Origin of the sequence: Actinomycetospora lemnae (genome assembly GCF_028737315.1) — a bacterium.
Lineage (GTDB): Bacteria > Actinomycetota > Actinomycetes > Mycobacteriales > Pseudonocardiaceae > Actinomycetospora > Actinomycetospora lemnae.
The window spans coordinates 111,871-129,935 of sequence record NZ_JAQZAO010000014.1 but is presented as its reverse complement, the minus strand read 5'-3'; the positions used below and the strand labels follow the sequence as shown (position 1 = coordinate 129,935).

At 76.4% G+C, this 18,065-nt stretch carries 19 protein-coding genes; 15 read left to right on the top strand and 4 right to left on the bottom strand.

Annotated elements, in window-relative coordinates; all coding sequences use genetic code 11:
* Nucleotides 1-86 precede the first annotated feature (86 nt).
* On the bottom strand, nt 87-1,001 hold the full coding sequence (locus PGB27_RS25405) for a sulfite exporter TauE/SafE family protein (protein ID WP_274203228.1): 915 nt from the start codon (nt 999-1,001) through the stop codon (nt 87-89).
* Between the two features lie 285 nt (nt 1,002-1,286).
* Nucleotides 1,287-1,871, bottom strand: coding sequence for a hypothetical protein (locus PGB27_RS25400; protein WP_274203227.1), 585 nt, complete (start codon nt 1,869-1,871; stop codon nt 1,287-1,289).
* A 126-nt stretch (nt 1,872-1,997) separates the two neighbouring features.
* On the opposite strand from PGB27_RS25400, the gene PGB27_RS25395 reads away from it, so the two are divergent.
* Nucleotides 1,998-2,693 (top strand): response regulator transcription factor, encoded by a 696-nt coding sequence (locus tag PGB27_RS25395; protein ID WP_274203226.1) that lies wholly within the window; start codon nt 1,998-2,000, stop codon nt 2,691-2,693.
* Nucleotides 2,690-4,108 carry a sensor histidine kinase gene (locus tag PGB27_RS25390; protein WP_274203225.1) on the top strand — a complete coding sequence of 473 codons (1,419 nt, stop codon included), beginning with the start codon at nt 2,690-2,692 and terminating at the stop codon, nt 4,106-4,108. The genes PGB27_RS25395 and PGB27_RS25390 overlap by 4 nt, the downstream gene beginning before the upstream one ends.
* A gap of 13 nt (nt 4,109-4,121) precedes the next feature.
* On the opposite strand, the gene PGB27_RS25385 is transcribed toward PGB27_RS25390, so the two are convergent.
* Entirely contained in the window at nt 4,122-4,865 is a 744-nt protein-coding gene (locus tag PGB27_RS25385; protein WP_274203224.1) for a PP2C family protein-serine/threonine phosphatase, read from the bottom strand.
* 404 nt (nt 4,866-5,269) lie between these two features.
* On the opposite strand from PGB27_RS25385, the gene PGB27_RS25380 reads away from it, so the two are divergent.
* From PGB27_RS25380 to PGB27_RS25365, 4 genes are all read left to right on the top strand, one after another.
* Complete coding sequence (locus tag PGB27_RS25380) at nt 5,270-5,578, top strand: DUF4333 domain-containing protein (protein ID WP_274203223.1); 309 nt, start codon at nt 5,270-5,272, stop codon at nt 5,576-5,578.
* A 61-nt stretch (nt 5,579-5,639) separates the two neighbouring features.
* Nucleotides 5,640-6,368, top strand: coding sequence for a TSUP family transporter (locus PGB27_RS25375; protein ID WP_274203222.1), 729 nt, complete (start codon nt 5,640-5,642; stop codon nt 6,366-6,368).
* A 145-nt stretch (nt 6,369-6,513) separates the two neighbouring features.
* Nucleotides 6,514-6,987, top strand: coding sequence for an STAS domain-containing protein (locus PGB27_RS25370; RefSeq protein WP_274203221.1), 474 nt, complete (start codon nt 6,514-6,516; stop codon nt 6,985-6,987).
* Entirely contained in the window at nt 6,984-7,316 is a 333-nt protein-coding gene (locus PGB27_RS25365; protein ID WP_274203220.1) for a hypothetical protein, read from the top strand. Before PGB27_RS25370 ends, PGB27_RS25365 begins: the two co-directional genes overlap by 4 nt.
* Before the next feature lie 7 nt (nt 7,317-7,323).
* Here the strand turns inward: PGB27_RS25365 and PGB27_RS25360 are convergent, their stop codons facing one another.
* Entirely contained in the window at nt 7,324-7,956 is a 633-nt protein-coding gene (locus PGB27_RS25360) for an L-threonylcarbamoyladenylate synthase (RefSeq protein ID WP_274203219.1), read from the bottom strand.
* A gap of 174 nt (nt 7,957-8,130) precedes the next feature.
* Here PGB27_RS25360 and PGB27_RS25355 point away from each other — a divergent pair, with 174 nt between their 5' ends.
* The 9 genes from PGB27_RS25355 to PGB27_RS25315 all read left to right on the top strand — a co-directional run bounded on the left by PGB27_RS25355 (nt 8,131) and on the right by PGB27_RS25315 (nt 18,044).
* On the top strand, nt 8,131-8,751 hold the full coding sequence (locus PGB27_RS25355; protein ID WP_274203218.1) for a hypothetical protein: 621 nt from the start codon (nt 8,131-8,133) through the stop codon (nt 8,749-8,751).
* 17 nt (nt 8,752-8,768) lie between these two features.
* Nucleotides 8,769-9,965, top strand: coding sequence for an amidase (locus PGB27_RS25350; RefSeq protein ID WP_274203217.1), 1,197 nt, complete (start codon nt 8,769-8,771; stop codon nt 9,963-9,965).
* A gap of 69 nt (nt 9,966-10,034) precedes the next feature.
* On the top strand, nt 10,035-12,248 hold the full coding sequence (locus PGB27_RS25345; protein ID WP_274203216.1) for a xanthine dehydrogenase family protein molybdopterin-binding subunit: 2,214 nt from the start codon (nt 10,035-10,037) through the stop codon (nt 12,246-12,248).
* A complete protein-coding gene (locus PGB27_RS25340; RefSeq protein ID WP_274203215.1) occupies nt 12,245-13,102 on the top strand; it encodes an FAD binding domain-containing protein in 858 nt (285 codons plus the stop codon). The genes PGB27_RS25345 and PGB27_RS25340 overlap by 4 nt, the downstream gene beginning before the upstream one ends.
* A complete protein-coding gene (locus tag PGB27_RS25335; RefSeq protein ID WP_274203214.1) occupies nt 13,099-13,563 on the top strand; it encodes a (2Fe-2S)-binding protein in 465 nt (154 codons plus the stop codon). Before PGB27_RS25340 ends, PGB27_RS25335 begins: the two co-directional genes overlap by 4 nt.
* Before the next feature lie 91 nt (nt 13,564-13,654).
* Complete coding sequence (locus PGB27_RS25330) at nt 13,655-15,463, top strand: alpha/beta hydrolase (protein ID WP_274203213.1); 1,809 nt, start codon at nt 13,655-13,657, stop codon at nt 15,461-15,463.
* On the top strand, nt 15,460-16,230 hold the full coding sequence (locus tag PGB27_RS25325) for a CPBP family intramembrane glutamic endopeptidase (RefSeq protein ID WP_274203212.1): 771 nt from the start codon (nt 15,460-15,462) through the stop codon (nt 16,228-16,230). The genes PGB27_RS25330 and PGB27_RS25325 overlap by 4 nt, the downstream gene beginning before the upstream one ends.
* 27 nt (nt 16,231-16,257) lie before the next feature.
* A complete protein-coding gene (gene corA / locus PGB27_RS25320; protein ID WP_274203211.1) occupies nt 16,258-17,286 on the top strand; it encodes a magnesium/cobalt transporter CorA in 1,029 nt (342 codons plus the stop codon).
* Nucleotides 17,283-18,044, top strand: a complete 762-nt coding sequence (locus tag PGB27_RS25315; RefSeq protein ID WP_274203210.1) for a class I SAM-dependent methyltransferase — start codon at nt 17,283-17,285, stop codon at nt 18,042-18,044. The genes corA and PGB27_RS25315 overlap by 4 nt, the downstream gene beginning before the upstream one ends.
* Nucleotides 18,045-18,065 lie beyond the last annotated feature (21 nt).

The following is an 18,065-nucleotide window of genomic DNA, read 5'->3' as shown; positions in this document are numbered from 1 at the left end:
AACCGTGCCCCGCGCCCGGTCACGAGCGAAGGGCCCCTCCGCTCGACTCTTCCGACCAGAGGGGCCCTTCGCTCAGGATTCGGGACTCAGGCGGTGGACGCCGGGGCGCCGTCCTCCTCGACCACCGCGGCCTCGTTGAGCGCGCGCTCGCGGCGGGCGGTGCGGACCGCGACCACGATCGCCACGACCCACAGCACCGCGAGCACCAGCAGCACGATCGTCACGATCGTGCTCGCGACGTCGATCCCGTTCAAGAAGGTGCGGGCGTTGGTCAGGATGATCAGGCCGCCGGCGGCGGTGCCCAGCAGGCGGGCGGGCAGGAGCCGGACGATGTAGGCGGCGAACGGGGCCGCGATCACGCCGCCGACCATCAGCGCGAGCACGACGGTGACGTCGATCTGCTCGGACGACAGCGCGACGAGGAAGCCGATGCTCGCGGCCAGGGCGACGACGAACTCGGAGGTGTCGACCGACCCGACGACCTTGCGCGGCTCGAGACGACCGGAGGCGAGCAGGCTCGACGTGGCCACCGGGCCCCAGCCGCCGCCACCGGACGCGTCGAGGAAGCCCGCGACCAGGCCGAGCGGGCCCAGGAACTTGCCGCCGGGCCGCGGCCCGGAGACCACGCGCTTCGCGACCGCCCGCGAGCTGAAGCGCAGCAGCACGTAGACACCGAGCAGCAGCAGGACGAGCGCCATGTACGGCTCGGCGCTCTCGGTGAGGTTGACCAGGACGTAGGCGCCGACGACGGCCCCGATCGCGCCGGGCAGCGCGAGGATGCCGACGACGCGCCAGTCGACGTTGCCGAAGCGCCAGTGCGAGGCCCCGGACGCGAGGGTGGTGCCGACCTCCGCGAGGTGGACCGAGGCGGAGGCCACGGCGGGCGCGGTGCCCGCCGCGAGCAGGACCGACGTCGACGTGACGCCGTAGGCCATGCCCAGCGAGCCGTCGACCAGCTGGGCGATCAGGCCCGCGAGGGCGAAGAGCAGGAATGCGCGCACAGGGCTTCCTCGGAGGGTGGGGCGAGCCCGAGCGCCCGTGACGCGGGCACGTCAGTGCCCCGGCCGGGGTGCGGACCCGCGACCGGACGAGACGTGGACGGTCAGCGGCGGGGCGTGCGACACCCGGCCGAGGAGACGCGGAGGAGATCCACGTGCGCGCGGCGCACGAGGAGGAGACCCGCGTTCGACACGGGACTCATGCTCACACGTCGGCGTGACGGAGCACAGCGCCGAGGGCCACCGCTGTGATCGCCGCCACGCCGACGGGGTCGATCAGCCGGAAGATCAGCCGGGCAGGGGCGCCTGCCCCGGCTGGGCCGGCTGGGTCGGCACCGCGGGCTGGCCCGGCTGGGCGGGCTGGGTCGGCACCGCGGGCCGGCCCGGCTGGGCGGGCTGGGTCGGCGTCCCGGGCTGGCCCGGCTGGCCCGCCGTGCCCGGCACCGTCTGCACCGTCGCCCCGGGTGCCACCTGCACCGTCGCGCCCGGCTGGACCTGCACCACGATCGGCCCGGAGGCCGCGTCGCCCCGCGGGCCCCGGCCGTCGCCGCGGTCGCCGCGGTCGAACCCCCGCTCGTGGGCACTGGTCCCGGGGCCCATCGGCGGGCGGTCACGGAGCCCGTCGCCGCGCGGCCCGCTGGGCCCGCCGATGGTCGCGGCCAGGACGGCCCCGGTGAGGAGCACGCCGAGGACCAGCCCGGCGAGGCCCGCCACGACGACGGCCGTCCGGCGGGTCCAGGAGGACGGGCGGGTGGTGCGCTGCCAGCGCGTCGGGGGGCCCGGCTCGGCCGACCCCACCGGCGTGGCGGCCGCCGTCGGGCGGGTCGCCGGGTCGTCGCCCGGGGTGCGGCCCTGCGGATCCTGCTCACTCATCGTCGCTCTCCGATCGTCTACGGGGAGCACCGACACTGGGCACCGCGGCTGAACCGGACCTGAAGCACCGGTCCGCGCGCCGGGTCTTCAGCGACGGTTCAGGAGCGGCAGGCCACCATCGACGTCGTGGGGACCCGGGGGACGGCGGCACGCGTGCTCGTCGTCGAGGACGAGGCGGCCATCCGCGAGTCGGTGGTCGACGCGCTGACCGACGCCGGCTTCCGCGCGCTCGGACGCGACGACGGGACCGGCTTCGAGGAGCTGCTCGACGGCTTCCGCCCCGACCTCGTCGTCCTCGACGTCATGCTGCCCGGTCGCGACGGCTTCGCGCTGCTGCGCGTGGCGCGGGAGCGCAGCGACGCCGGTCTGGTCCTGCTGACCGCCCGCGACGCGCTCGCCGACCGTCTCCACGGCCTCGACGGCGGCGCCGACGACTACGTCGTCAAGCCGTTCCTGCTGGCCGAGCTCGTGTCCCGGGTGCGCGCGGTGCTGCGCCGCCGTGGCCGGGTCCCGACGGCGATCGCCGTCGGCGACCTCGTCGTCGACGAGGAGGCCGGCACCGCCACCCGCGCCGGGGCGGTCCTCGACCTCACGGCGACCGAGCTGCGCCTGCTGCGCTACCTCGTCGAGCAGCGCGGGCGGACCGTCACGAAGAACCAGATCCTCACGCAGGTCTGGGGCTACGACGCCTACGACCCGAACCTCGTCGAGGTCCATGTGTCCGCGCTGCGCCGCAAGCTCGAGGCGCACGGGCCGCGGATCGTCCACACCGTGCGCGGGCTGGGCTACGCGCTGCGGCCGGCGCCGGGGGAGGGGACGTGACGGCGAGCCTGCGCGCGCGCTGGACCTCCGGGCGCTCGCTGCGCTTCCGCGTCACCGCGCTCGTGCTGGTGGTCGTGGCGCTGGCGCTGGTGGTCATCGGGGTGACGGTCGACCTCGCGCTCGACGCCCAACTGCGCCGCGACCAGCAGAGCCGCCTCGACGACCGCGCTGCCCGGGCCGGGCTGCTCGTCGCGTCGGGCACGACCGGGGCGCCGCTCGTCGAGGCCGTCGACGGGCAGGGCATCCGCGCGGTGCTGCTCGACGCCGCGGGCCGGCGGGTGGCCGGGTCGACCGACGGCCCGCCGGGGCGGCCGCCGATGCGTGACCGGCCGGGACGGCCCGACCGGCCACCGGTGCGGGAGGGCGACCTCGTCCGCACCGTCGGCGTCCCCGACGGCACCCGGCTCGTGCTCGCGGTCGACCCGGGGGAGAACGACGAGGTCCTCGCGCGGCTGCGGGTGGTGATGGTCGGCGTCGGGGCCCTCGGGCTCGGGGCCGTGGCGCTCGCCCTGCTCGCGGTGGTGCGGGTGGCGCTGCGCCCGCTCGACGACATGACGGCGGCGGCCCGCGACATCGCCGGCGGCGAACGGGGGCGGCGGCTGCGCCCCGAGCGCACCGACACCGAGCTCGGGCGCACCGCGGCGGCCTTCGACGACATGCTCGACGCCCTCGAGGACGCCCAGGTCCGCGCCGAGGACGCGGCCGCGGAGGCGCGGCGCTCGGAGGTGCGCACGCGCCGGTTCCTCTCCGACGCCGCCCACGAGCTGCGCACCCCCGTGACCGGCGTGCAGACCCTCGCCGAGTCGCTCGTGCGCCAGCCGGACGCGGACCTGGCGCGGCGCGAGCGGATCGCCACCACCCTGGTGCGCGAGACCCGGCGCGCCGGCGCGCTCGTCGCCGACATGCTCGAGCTCGCCCGCATCGAGGACGGCGCCCCGCTGGACCGCCGCGCGGTCGACCTCGCCGAGCTCGCCGCCGCCGAGGCCGAGCGCGTCGAGCTGCTCGCGCCGGGGATGACCGTGGAGGTGGACGCGTCGCCGACGTGGGTCGACGCGGACCCCGGGCGGATCGCGCAGATCCTCGCCAACCTGCTGGAGAACGCGCGCCGGCACGGGCCGCCCGACGGCACGGTGCGCCTCGAGGTGTCCGGGGACGGGGAGCAGGCCGTGGTCGACGTCGTCGACGAGGGGCCCGGCATCCCGCCCGCCGACCGCGAGCGCGTCTTCGACCGGCTCGTGCGCCTCGACGACGCCCGCTCCCGCGACGCCGGCGGCGCCGGGCTGGGCCTGCCGATCGCGCGCGCCCTCGCCCGCGCCCACGGCGGGGACCTGCGGGTGGTCGACTCCGAGCGCGGCGCGCGGCTGCGCCTGACGCTGGGTGCGCTCCGCACAGGTGAGCAGGAAGAAGGGCTGTAGCCCTTCTTTCTGCTCACCTGGCGGAAGCCACCAGCGCTGTCGCGTTGTCGGTGGTGCCGGCCTCGGTGGCGAGCTCGACGATGCGCTCTGCCTGCGCGGCCGGGCCCCCGCCGGTCGCGAGGGCAGCGGCGAGCGCCGGCCCCGGGACGCTGCGGTGCACGCCGTCGCTGACCAGCAGCAGGGTGCCCGGGTCGTCCACCACCGCGATGCCGACCTCGGGCGGTCGCACCGTGCGCACGCTCGTCGTGATGACGTTCTCGAGGCGCGGGCGCACGTGCAGACCGCGGGCGCGCATCGCGGCGGCGACGGTGTGGTCGGCGGTCAGCGTGCGCAGCGTGCGCCCGTCCCACGCGAGCGCCCGGCAGTCGCCCACCCACGCCAGACGCCACCGCGGATCCCCGGCCCCGGGCGCCAGCGCGACGACCGCGGCGGCGTCGCCGGGCACGAGGTCCCCGGTGCTCGCGAGCAGTTCGTGGGCCGCGAGGAGGGCGAGGTCGGGCCGGCCCTCGAGCACCGCGACGCGCACGGCGTGGTCGGCGACGAGGCGGGCGGTGAACCCCGCGGCCTCGGAGTCGCCGACCCCGTCGACGACGGTGACCGCGAGGCGGCCCGTCGCGCCGCGGTGGGTGGCGGCCGCGTCGGCGTGGTGACGGCGGGGCCCGCGCCGCTCCGCCCACGCGACGGCGCCGTCGTCACCGGCGACCGCGGCGGTGAGGTCGACGGCGGGATCCAGCGCCACGGCGTCCACGGTGTCCACAGGCCCTCCTCGCTCGGCCACCGGCTGCCCGGCGTCCGTGGGATCCAGCGTGGGTCGCGAGCCTGGGTGTGAGCTGTGAGGCGGGTGAGGGAGCGAGGTGGGACCCCCGCCGTACCCGGAACTCTGGCGAGATCGTGAGACAACTCTGATGGACCAGTGAAGGGCGTTGCTCGTCGCTCTCCGTGTTCTATGCTCCTCCTACCCGTCGGGCGTCGCGTCGATGTCCGAGCCGGGAGCCGATCATGCCCCGCACGCCCGTGACCTCGAGGTGTCCCATGTCGCAGCAGGCCCCGCCGCCTCCCGCCGGTTTCCCGCACCCGCCGATGCCGCCGGGTCCGGCCGGGATGCCCTACGGCGGCCCACCCCCCGCTCCGGGCTACGGTGGTTACCCTCCGCCACCACCCGTGCGCAAGAGCTCGGTCGGCAAGATCCTCGGCATCGTCGTGGTCGCGGTCGTCGCCCTCCTGGCGGGGCTGTTCGCGCTCCTCGTGGTGTTCGGCAGCCCGACCCTGACGGCCGACCAGGTCGAGCAGCAGATCGCCCAGCAGTACGGTGTGGACGCGAGCCAGGTCAGCTGTCCGTCGTCACTCGAGGGCGAGGTCGGTGCGCAGATCACCTGCACCGGCACCGACGCGGGTGTGACCACGCCGCTGCTGGTGCAGGTCACGGGCGTCGAGGGCGACGTCGTGAACTTCAGCATCACCCCGCAGTGAGCCCCTCGGGGTAGCAGCACGGTCATGATGACCGGATGACGCCGCCGTCCCCGCCGCACCGATGAGCGCGGCGGGGACGGCGGCGCTCGTCGTGGCGCCGGTCCTGCTCGGCGCGCTCACCCAGCGCACGACGGGCCTCGGCCTCGCCCTGGTGGGCGGCCCGTTCCTCGTCGCCGTGCTGGGGCCGCGCGACGGCGTCTCGTTCGGCAACGCGCTGCAGGTCGTGCTCTGCCTGGTGGTGCTCGTACGCACCCGTCACGGCGTCGACGTCAGGGCGGCCGCGCTGCTGCTCGCGGGCGCGGTCGTGGCGGTCCCGCTCGGGGTGCTCGTCGTCGAGGCGCTGCCCGAGGGGCCGCTGCTCGTCGTGGTCGGCGCGCTGGCGCTCGCCGCGGTGCTGCTCTCGCTGGTCCCGCGCCTGGGCGCCCGGCTGCGGGGGACCGGCGGGGCACTCGTCGCGGGCGCGGTCGCCGGCTTCGTCAACGTCACCGCGGGCGTCGGCGGCCCCGCCATCTCGGCCTTCGCGCTGGCCCGGCGCTGGAGCGTCGACGTCCTCGTGCCGACCGCGCAGGTCGTCCTGCTCGTGATCAACCTCGTCGCCCTGCTGAGCAAGGGCCTGCCCCGTCTGGACGGCGTCGTGTGGGGAGCGGGCCTCGCCGGCATCGCGGTGGGGGTCGTGCTCGGCGGGGTCGTCCACGACCGGCTCAGGCCGGACACCGCGCGACGCGTCGTCATCGTGCTCGCGCTCGCCGGCGCCCTCGCGACGCTGGTCAGGGGCCTGCTGACCCTGTGACGGCGGATCGCGCGGCCCGTGCGGACGCCCGTCCCGGCTGGACAGATCCGCGCGTGCCGGGGCACAGTGGGAGGAGCCACCCGCGGCTTCACCCTCTCGAGGCAGTGCGGTTCTGACCCCGGCCCGAGGAAGAGGTGGCTCCGTGATGATGGCGCCTCGCGAACGCGCCGGTCGACCGTCCCTCGTCGAGGACGTCGGCCACGACGTCGACACCGACCACGGCGGACTGACCGTCGCCCCCACCCAGCCGCGCCCGGGTCTCGTGCTCCTGCGCGTGATCGGCGAGGTCGACATGCTGACCGCTCGCCACCTCGCCGACGTCCTGCACGGCTCGGTCACCACGGTGGCCGACGACCGCGACGTCGCCGGCCGCGCGAACGAGCCACCGGCGGTGGTGGCCGACCTCGAGGGCGTGACGTTCCTCGGGGCCTCCGGCCTCGACGTGCTCGCCGACGTCAACGTCGCCGCGACGGCCCGCGACGTCCGCCTGGTGCTCGTCGCCACGCACCGCACCGTGCTGCACCCGATCCGGCTCACCGCCCTCGACCGGTGCCTCGACCTCGCCGACACCGATCCGGCGCTCGGCCGCGGCGCGTCGCCCGACTGGAGCGACCGGTGACGGCCATCGTGCGCCGGGACGGTGCGCGCGACGGCGCGGAGCCGCCGCCCGAGCTCCCGGCGGCGATCCGCGCGGGGATCGGGTACCTCGGCGACCTCGTCGATCCACCGGCCGCGGTGCTCGACGGCCGGCTCGACCGGATGTTGCGCGCGGCCGTCACCGCGCACGCCGCTCACCACGGTCGCACCCGCGGCGACGGTCGCGCGGCGATGGACGAGGCGGCCGCGGCCGTCCGCACGGCGTGCGCGCACCTCGCCGCCCGCGAGCTCGAGGACGCCTACCTCGCGCTGCGCGCGGCGGCCGACCGCGTCCCGCGGCCCGCCGGCTGAGGCCGGCTCACCAGGAGAACCCCCGCCCGGCGCCCTGCCGCACCAGCACGGGCTCGTCACCGGAGAGGTCGACGACCGTCGTCGGCTCGGTCCCGCATTCACCGGAGTCGAGGACCGCGTCCAGCTGGTGCCCGAGGCGCTCGAGGATGTCCCGCCCGCTCGTCAGGGGCTCCTCGGTGTCGGGCAGCAGCAGCGTGGAGGACAGCAGCGGCTCCTCCAGCTCGGCGAGCAGGGCGTCGACCACCGGGTGCGCCGGGATGCGCACCCCCACCGTGCGCTTGCGCGGGTGCAGCAGGCGCCGCGGCACCTCCTTGGTCGCCGGGAGGATGAACGTGTAGCAGCCCGGCGTCGCCGCCTTCACCGCCCGGAACACGGGCGTCGAGACGCGCACGAACTGCCCGAGCTGGGCGAAGTCGCGGCACACGAGCGTGAAGTGGTGCCGCGCGTCGAGCCGGCGGATCGTCCGGATCCGTTCGAGGCCCTCGCGGTTGCCGACGGTGCAGCCCAGCGCGAAGCACGAGTCGGTCGGGTAGGCGATGAGCCCGCCCTCGCGCAGGAGCTCGACGGTCTGCAGGACCGACCGGCGCTGCGGGTTGCGCGGGTGCATCTCGACGTAGCGCGCCGTGCTCGTCACCGCCATCGCGGCAGCCTAGGAGCCGCGGGCCTCGGAGAGGAACCGTTGCGAGGGGATTGGGCACGCCACGAGTGGGGCACTCACGACCGAGTCGTGACCGGAACGAGACCTACAAGACGTGCGACCGCGATGTCGGTGCCCCGATCGGGTGCAGATGGTCGCGCAGGAGGAGGAACTCGCATGGGCGCCCACCATCGTGTTCACCGCTCGACCGATCGCCCGGGCCTGCGCCGCCTCGCCGGCCGCGGGGCCGTGGCCACGTCGGCCGCGCTGGCGCTGGCCGGCTCCGGAGCGGGGCTCGCGGTCGCGTCCCCGGGTCACGGCGACGGCTGGGGGGCGTCCTCGTCCCAGGGCAACGGCAACGGGCACGGCAACGGCCACGGCAACGGGCACGGCAACGGGCGGGGCAACCACCTGGGCCATGCCGACGGCTACGCCGTCGACGTCGCCGCCGATTCCTCGGCCTACCGCTCCGCCGACGACTGCCGCGACGCGGGCTCGTCCGACGGCGGCGACGGCGGTCTCGTCGGCGGGCTGCTCGGCGACCTCGGGCTCTCGGGCTCCGACCAGCAGTGCGACACCGGCTCGTCGTCCTCCTCGTCCTCCTCCGGGAGCTCCTCCGAGGGCTCGTCCGGCGACAACTCCTCGGCGGAGGCGTCGAGCTCCCCGAGCTCCACCAGATCCAGCAGCTCGAGCAGCTCCGGTGGCGACACCCAGCAGGCCGCCCGCGCACCGCAGTCGAACCCGGTGAACGAGCCGCCCGAGTTCGGCGAGACCTCCTCCATCCCGATCCGCATGTAGCGGTCACACTCGTCGCCGTGGACCTGGTGGCTCCCTGGCGGCTCGCCGACGCCCGTCGCCCCGACGCGGTGGACACGGCACGGCGACGGATCGACGAGGTCGACGACCGGGTGCACGCCTGGGTCGAGCTCGTGACGACGGACGCGGGTGGCGACGGCCCGCTCGCCGGCGTGCCGGTGGGCATCAAGGACATCGTCGACGTCGCGGGCGTCCCCACCCGGTGCGGCTCGGCCGCGCGCGCCGACGCCCCGCCCGCCACCGACGACGCGGCGATCACGACGCTGCTGCGCGCGGCGGGCGCGGTGGTCGTCGGCAAGACCGTGACCACCGAGTTCGCCTTCTTCGACCCCGGCCCCACCCGCAACCCGCACGACCCGACCCGCACGCCCGGCGGGTCGTCGAGCGGATCCGCGGCAGCCGTGGCGGCCGGCATGGTGCCCCTCGCGGTCGGCACGCAGACCGCCGGCTCGGTCATCCGCCCGGCCTCGTACTGCGGCGTCGCGGGCCTCGCCGTCGCGCGCGGGTCGCTGCCGACCGCCGGCGTCAACCCGCTCGCGCCGGGCCTGGACACGCTCGGCCTGTTCGCGGCGAGCGTCGAGGACCTCGCCGCGGCCCGTGCCGCGCTCGACGGCCGCGCGCCCGCAGCGGCGTCCGGGACCCCGCCGCGCCTGTTCTCCTGGGAGGGCACCGAGGCCGCCGACGTCTCGCCCGCCATGCGGGAGGCCCACGCCGACGCCGTCGCCCGGGCGTCGGTGGCCGGCGCCGGTGTCGCGACCTGGGACGTCGACCTGCGCCGCGCCACCGTCGACCACCGGATGGTCATGGCCGCCGAGGCGGCGGTCACCGTGCCGGAGTCGCCCGGGCTCGGGCCGAACCTGCGCGCCCTGCTCGCCGAGGGCCGCGCGGTGCCGCCCGACGAGCTCGCCGCGGCCCGCGAGCGCGCCGCCGCGACCCGCGCGACCGTCCTCGCGCGTCTCGACGACGCCGACGCGGTCCTCGTCCCCGGCGCGCTCGGTGTCGCCCCGCCGGGCCTCGACGCCACCGGCGACCCGGTCCTCTCGCGGCCCTGGCACCTGCTCGGCCTGCCCGCGCTCGCCGTCCCGGGCATGCGCGACGCCCACGGCCTGCCCCTGGGCCTCGCCCTCATCGGCCACCCCGACCGTGAGGACGCCCTGCTCGCCGCCGGTCGCTGGCTCGAGCCGCTCCTCTCGTGAGCACTTTCCACGCCCATCGGCGTGGAAAGTGCTCACATAGGTGAGGGCGCCACCGGGGACACCCCGTCGGTGACACTCGCTCGCGTCGAGGACCGGCGCCTGGTGACCGGTCGCGGGCGGTTCGTCGCGGACCTCGTCGAGCCCGGCTGCCTCGAGGCCGCGTTCGTGCGCCCACGCGTCGCGCACGCCGACCTCGCGGGGCTCGACGTCACCGTCGCGCGCTCCATGCCCGGCGTCCACGCCGTCCTCACCGCCGACGACCTCGGCGGCGTCGACGACGTGCCCGCCCTGTTCGGCGGCGACGACCTCCCGCCGTGGCGCCCGCTCGTCGTCGATCGCGTCCGGCACGCGGGCGAGCCCGTGGCCTGCGTGGTCGCCGACGACCGCCACCGCGCCGAGGACGCCGCCGGCGCGGTCGTCCCCGACCTCCGCGAGCTCCCGGGCCGTCCGGACGCCGCCACCGCCCTCGCCGCCGACGCGCCGCTCTACGACGGCCACCGCGACGTCGTGCTCGACCAGGAGCTCGGCGAGCCGGTCGCCGAGGCCACCTGGGCGGACGCCGCCGTGGTCGTCGAGACCGACCTGCGCCAGCAGCTGCTCGCGCCGACCTCGCTGGAGGCGCGGGCGATCCTCGTGCGCCCCGAGCCCGGCGGCCTCACCGTCTGGTGCTCGCACCAGTACCCGCACGCGCTGCGCGACGGGCTCGCCGCGGCGCTCGGCCTGGACACCGGCGCCGTGCGCGTCGTCGTCCCGGACGTCGGCGGGGCGTTCGGCGGCAAGAGCCCGACCTTCCCCGAGTACGTCGTCGTCGCGGTCGCCGCACAGCGGCTGCGTCGTCCGGTGCGCTGGGTCGAGGACCGCACCGAGGCCCTGTGGGCGGCCACCCGTGGGCGCGGCCAGGCCCAGCGCCTCCGGATGGCCGCCGACGCCGAGGGCCGCATCACCGCGATCGACCTCCACGTCGACGCGGCGATCGGTGCCCACCCCGTCGGCGCCGGCATCCCGGTCCAGACCGGGCTCGCCGCGTCCGGGGCCTACGCGGTGCCCGAGGTGCACGCGCGCATCCGGGCCGTGCTGACCACCACCGCCCCGACCTTCGCCTACCGCGGCGCCGGGCGCCCCGAGGCGGCCTACGCGGTCGAGCGCGGCGTCGACCTGCTCGCGCGCCGCCTGGGCCTCGACGCCGTCGAGCTGCGCCGCCGCAACCTCGTGCGCGACTTCCCCCACGACACCCCGACCGGGCGGCGCTACGACTCCGGCGACTACGCCGCGGCCCTCGACCGCGCGCTGGAGCTGCTGGAGCCGGACACCTGGCGCGCGGAGCAGGCGCGGCGCCGGGACGAGGGCGGACGTCCGCTCGGCGTCGGCGTCGCCTGCTACGTGGAGCGCAGCGGGGGCGAGCCCGGGATCCTCGAGGAGTACGCGGTCGTCGAGGCGCGCGGCGACGGCGGGTTCGTCGCCGGCGTCGGCACGTCGAGCACCGGGCAGTCGCACGAGACGGTCTTCCCGGCCCTGGTCGCGGGCGTCCTCGGCGTCGCCCCCGACCGGGTCCGCCTCGTCGAGGGGGACACCGCCGCGGTGCCCGAGGGGCACGGGTCGTTCGCCAGTCGCTCGCTGCAGATGGGCGGCGCGGCCCTGCACGGCGCCGCCGGCGCGCTGGTCGTCGCGGCCCGGGAGCGCGCGGCCGCCGACTGGGGCGTCGACGTCGCGCACGTGGGCTGGGACGGCGGCACGCTGCGCAGCGGGGAGCGGGAGACGTCGGTGGCCGCGCTCGCGCCCCTGTGCGCCGAGCACCGCTTCTCCTCGCCGCCCGCCTTCCCCTACGGCGTGTACGGCGCCGTCGTCGAGATCGACCCCGAGCTCGGCTCCGTGGACGTTCTGCGGCTGGTCGCCGTCGACGACTACGGCACCGTCGTCGACCACGGCGTCGTCCACGGCCAGACCCTCGGCTCGCTGACCCAGGGCCTCGGGCAGGCGCTGTACGAGGACGTCCCCCTCGACGCCGACGGCGTCCCGCGCCTCGAGCAGGGCCTGCTGGACTACCTGCTGCCCACCGCCGCGGAGATCCCGCCGCTACGCCTCGACGAGACCGCCGTGCCCGCACCCGACAACCCGCTCGGCGCCAAGGGCGCGGGCGAGGCGGGGTGCATCGGGGTCCCGCCGGCCGTGGTCAACGCCGTCGCCGACGCGCTCGACGGCGTCCCCGGGGCCGATCCGTCGCTGCTGGCCATGCCCCTGACGCCCGCCACGGTCTGGAACGCGCTGTGGGGTGGGGCCCGGTGAAGCCGCCGCCGTTCGACCTGGTCCAGCCCGGCACCCTCGTCGAGGCGCTCGTCGCCCTCGACGCCGAGCCCGACGCCGCCGTGCTCGCCGGCGGGCAGAGCCTGCTCCAGGACCTGCGGTGGCGCCGGTTCGCCCCACCGCTGGTCGTCGACGTCGGCGGGGTCGCGGAGCTGCGCGGGGTCACCGTCGACGACGACACCGTGCGCCTCGGCGCGCTGGTCCGGCACGTCGACCTCGAGCGGGGCGCGGTCCCCGGCCCGCTCGGGACGCTGCTCGCCGAGACCGCGGGCTGGATCGCCCACCCGCCGATCCGCTCGCGCGGCACGTTCGCGGGCAGCCTCGCCTGGGCCCACCCGGCCGCGGAGTGGACGGCCGTCGCCGCCGCGCTCGACGCGCAGGTGGAGCTCGCGTCCCGCGCCGGGTACCGGACGCTGCCCGCCGCGGAGTTCCTGCACGGTCCGGGCGCCACCGCCCGCCGGCCCGGCGAACTGATCATCGCGGTGACGCTGCCGGTGCTGGGCGAGGGCACGGCCACCGGGGTCGCCGAGCACCGGCGCACGCACGCGAGCTTCGCCCACGTCGCCGTGGTCGCGGCCGTCGACACCGAGGGCGACGAGGTCGTGCGCGCCCACCTCGGCGTCGCCGGCGCCGCCCCGACCGCCCGCCGGGCGCACGCCGCCGAGGAGGCGCTCCTCGACGGCGGCGGACCCGCCGCGGCCGCCGACGCGGTCGGCGAGGACATCGACCCCGTCGAGCACCCCCACGCCGATGTCGACTACACGCGCCACGTGGCCGCGGTGCTCGTGCGCCGCGTGCTCGAGCGACTGCTCGACGGAGACCGGGAGGCCGCATGAGGATCGGGTTCACCCTCGACGGGCGGGACGTGGCCGTCGACGTCGAGCCGCGGCGCACGCTGGCCGACGTGCTGCGCGACGACCTCGGGCAGACCGGCGTCCACCTGGGCTGCGAGCACGGGGTGTGCGGGACGTGCACGGTGCTGGTCGACGGCGAGCCGGTGCGCGCGTGCCTCCAGCTCACCGCGCAGGTCGCGCGCCGGCACGTGCGCACCGTCGCCGGGCTCGAGGGCCCCGACGGCGCGCTCGACCCGCTGCAGGAGGCGTTCTCCACCGAGCGCGGGCTGCAGTGCGGCTTCTGCACGCCGGGCTTCCTGATGCTGCTGCGCGGGGCGCTCGACGAGGACCCGACCGTCGTCGACGACCCCGCCCGCCTCGACGCCCTGCTCGCGTCCAACCTCTGCCGCTGCACCGGCTACGAGGGCATCCGCAACGCCGCCCGGCGCGCCCGCGACTCGTGAGCGAACTTTCCAGCCATAGCTCGGGAGATCGCTCACATGGGCTCCGCCACCTCCCGTGTACCGGGTTGCGCGGCGCGGGAAGCTGGGACACGTGGCGGAGGGCGAAGCCCGCACGGAGCTCGACATCGAGTTCCAGCGGGAGTTCGAGGAGGAGCTCGAGCACCACCACCTGTGGCACCGCGAGGACCAGCGCCACCAGTTCGGCAGCGACTCCCCGGCGCTCCCGCCCCGCCTGGCCGCGCTCGTGCGCTACGTCCCCCGCGCGCACCCGGCGGGCTTCGTCGTCGGCGTCGCGTTCGCCCTCATCTCGCTCACCCCGTCGCTGATCCCCCGCGACTACCTCTTCCAGGGCCTCGCCACCGGCATCTCCGGCGGCCTGGGCTACGGGCTCGGCGTCGCGCTCGCGTGGCTGGTCGGGCGCACGGGTCGGTGGACCGACCTGACCGCACGCGTGCAGCGCGCGACCCCGGTCTGGCTCACCCCCGGCGCCTGGCTCGTCCTCGTCGTCACCGCGACGGTGGCGCTGCTCGGGATGCTGGTCGCGGGCGCCCGGTGGCAGCAGCAGGTGGCCGGGCTCATGGGCATGGCGCAGCCCACCACCGACGGCTGGCTGCGCGCCGGGCCGGTCGCCCTCGTCGTCGCCGGGCTGATCGTGGGGTTCGGCCGCGGCGTGCGCTGGCTCGGGGGCAAGGCCGGCGACCTGCTGCGCCGCCGGGCCCACCTGCCCGCCCAGGCGGCGACGGTCGTCGGCACCGTGGTCGTCGTCGTCCTCGTCGCCACGGTGATCGACTCGCTGGTCCTGCGCACCGGCCTGCGCGTCGCCGACGCCGCCTTCAGCGCCACCAACGACGAGACCTACCCGGGCGTCGTCGCCCCGATCTCCCCGCTGCGCTCGGGATCGGCGCCCTCGCTCGTGCCCTGGAGGTCCCTCGGCCGGGAGGGCCAGGACTTCGTCGCGGGCGGGCGCACGCTCGCCCAGCTCGGCGAGGCGTCCGGGCGGCGTCCGGTGCCGCCGATCCGCACCTACGTCGGGCTGATGTCCGCGCCCGGCCCCGGCGAGCGCGCCCGCCTCGCCGTCGCCGAGCTCGAGCGCACCGGAGCCTTCGGGCGCGACGTCGTCGCCGTCGTCACCACCACCGGCACCGGCTGGATCGACGACCCGGTGGCCGACTCCCTGGAGATGATCTGGGGCGGGAACACCGCCATCGTCGCCACCCAGTACTCCTACCTGCCGAGCTGGCTGTCGTTCGTCGTCGACCGCAACCGTGCCGCCGCCGAGGGCCGGGCGCTCTTCGACGCCGTGCACGCCCGCATCGAGCAGCTGCCACCGGACCGACGACCCCGCCTCATCGTCTTCGGCGAGAGCCTCGGCTCGCAGGGCTCGGAGGCGGCGTTCTCCAGCCTCGAGGACGCGCGGGCCCAGGCGGACGGCGTCCTGTGGGTGGGCCCGCCGAACTCCAACCGACTCCACGCGGAGCTCACGGCGCGCCGCGACCCCGGCTCGACGGAGATCCGGCCCGTGGTCGACGGGGGCCGCGAGGTGCGCTTCGGGGCGACCGCGGCGGAGGTCCGGGAGCCACCCGCGGTGTGGTCCTCACCACACGTGGTCTACCTCCAGCACCCCTCGGACCCCGTCGTCTGGTGGTCCCCGGAGCTGCTGTGGCGCCGCCCCGACTGGCTCGCCGAACCCCCAGGTCGGGACGTGTCCGACGCCGTCGACTGGTACCCGGTCGTGACGTTCTGGCAGGTCACCATCGACCTGACGAACTCGCTGTCCGTGCCCGACGGGCACGGCCACCAGTACCGCGCGGTGATGGTCGAGGGCTGGCTCATGATGGGTATGCCCCCGGGGTGGACCCCTGCGGACACGGAGAGGGTGGCAGGCATGCTGGGGCTGTGACCGCTCCCCAGCACACGGCCACGGACGCGCGCCCGCCCTCGGACGACACCGGCACCGGCACCGGCGGCACTCCGACGGCGAAGGCACCCCACTGGCGGCGCCTCGCCCCGCCCGCGGTCGTCGCGCTCCTGCTGCTCGGGTGGAGCAACGTCGCCCTCCCGGCGCTGCCCGCCGACCCGGTGCTCAAGGCCCTGTTCAACCTCGGCGGCGTCGCCGCGCTCGTCACCGTCGCCCGCCTGCTCGGGCTCACGTGGGCCGACCTCGGCATCGGTCGTGGCACGTGGGGCGCGGGCGCGCGCTGGGGCGGCGCGGCGATCGGCGTGGCGATCCTCGGCTACGGCGTGGTGCTCGCGGTCGCGCCCGACCTGCTCGAGAACCCGCAGCTCGCCGGCGCCTCGCCCGGGGCGCTCCTCCTGCGCGGCCTCGTCCTCATCCCACTGGGCACCGTGCTCGCCGAGGAGCTCGCGTTCCGGGGCGTGCTGCAGGGGCACTCGGTGCGCTCGCTGTCCGCCCGCGTCGCGCTGAGCACCACCGCCGTGGCCTTCGGGCTCTGGCACCTCACGGTCGCGCTCGGGCCGTCGGCGGTGCCGCTGCCGCCGACGCTGCAGTGGACCTCGGCGCTCGCGGTGCTCGTGGTGACGGTGCTCGGTGGCTTCGCGCTCGGCTGGCTGCGCCACCGCACCGGCTCGGTGCTCGCCCCGATCGGGCTGCACCTCGGCACCAACGCGGTCGGGCTCGTCGCCGCCGGTGTGGCCCTCGCGCACTGACGTGGGCCGGGGCGCGACAATGCCCTGGTGACCGTCGTCGACAACGCGGTGTACGTCCACGGGGAGCGCTCCAGCGAGCCGGACTCGCTGGACCGCACCCTCGAGATGCTGCGCACGCACGGGCAGAGCGACGACGGGTTCGCCTGGATCGGCCTGCTGCGCCCCGACGCCGACGAGATCGACCGCCTGGCCCAGGAGCTCTCGCTGCCGCCGCTCGCGGTCGAGGACGCGGTGCAGGCCCACCAGCGCCCCAAGCTCGAGCGCTACGACGATGTGGAGTTCGTCGTGCTGCGCCCGGCCTGGTACGTCGACGAGGACGAGGACGTCCAGGTCGGCGAGATCCACCTCTTCCTCGGCCAGGACTTCGTCGTCACCGTCCGCCACGCCGACACCCCGGACCTGTCGTCGGTGCGCGCGCGGCTCGAGGCGGACCCGTCCCTGCTCGCCCAGGGCCCGCGGGCGGTCCTCTACGCCGTGCTCGACCGCGTCGTCGACGACTACCTGCCCGTCACGCGCGGGCTGCGCCACGACATCGACCAGATCGAGACCCAGGTCTTCGGCGGCGACCCGAGCGTCTCGCGGCGCATCTACCAGCTCTCCCGCGAGGTCATCGAGCTGCAGCGCGCCGTCGACCCGCTGCGCGAGGTCCTCGACGGGCTCGTCGCCGAGTCCGCCGACGAGCCGACCCACATCGAGCTGCACCGCGGCCTGCGCGACGTCGCCGACCACACCGCGCAGACCAGCGAGTCCGCCGACAACTTCCGCCAGCTGCTCGGCAACATCCTGCAGGTCAACGCCGCGCTCGTCGGGCAGCGGCAGAACGAGGAGATGCGCCGGCTCTCCGAGACCAGCCTCGCCCAGGGCGAGGAGGTCAAGAAGATCTCCTCGTGGGCGGCGATCCTGTTCACCCCGTCGCTGATCGGAGCGATCTACGGGATGAACTTCGAGAACATGCCCGAGCTCGCGTGGACGCTGGGCTATCCGTTCGCGCTCGGCCTCATGGTGCTCGCGTCGGTGACGCTCTACCTCGTGTTCCGCAAGCGCGGCTGGCTGTGAACCCCGCGCGCGCCCGGTCGTTCGGCGCCGTCGCCGACGACTACGACCGGCTGCGCCCGCCGCCCGTCCTCGCCGCCCTGCGCTGGCTGCTGCCCGCGTCCGACGCGACGGGGCCCACCGTCCTCGACCTCGGGGCCGGGACGGGCCTGCTGACCCGCGCACTGGCCGCCGCGGGCGTCACCGACGTCGTCGCGGTCGAGCCGGACGACGCGATGCGCACGGTGCTCGCGACGCAGAGCCCCGGGGTGCGGGTGCTCGCGGGCACGGCCGAGGACGTCCCGCTGCCCGACGCGTCCGTCGACGCCGTCCTCGTCGCGTCGGCGTGGCACTGGTTCGACCCGGACCGGGCGAGCGCCGAGATCGGGCGCGTCCTGCGGCCGGGCGGGGTGCTGGGCCTGCTGTGGACGTTCGCGGACCCGGCCGAGCCGTGGGTCGCGGCGATGCGCCACGTCGGGCGCGCCGACGACCGGGACGCGACGACGGTGGTGGAGGCGGGGTTCGCGATCGACCTGCCCGCGGACGCGCCGTTCGGGCCGGGCACCTCGGAGGTCTTCCGGGACCGCACGTGGATGGCCGCCGAGGACGTGGCGGCGATGACGGGAACGTGGTCCTCGGTGCTGACGCTGTCCGCGCAGGAGCGGGCGCAGGTGCACCGGGAGGCGCGGGCGCTGGTGGCCGCCGAGGTCGGCACCGACCCGGTCGCCGTGCCCTTCGTGACGGCGGCGTGGCGCGCGTTCCGCCGATCGTCCGAACGCTGAAGAGGACATCCGCGCGAGATC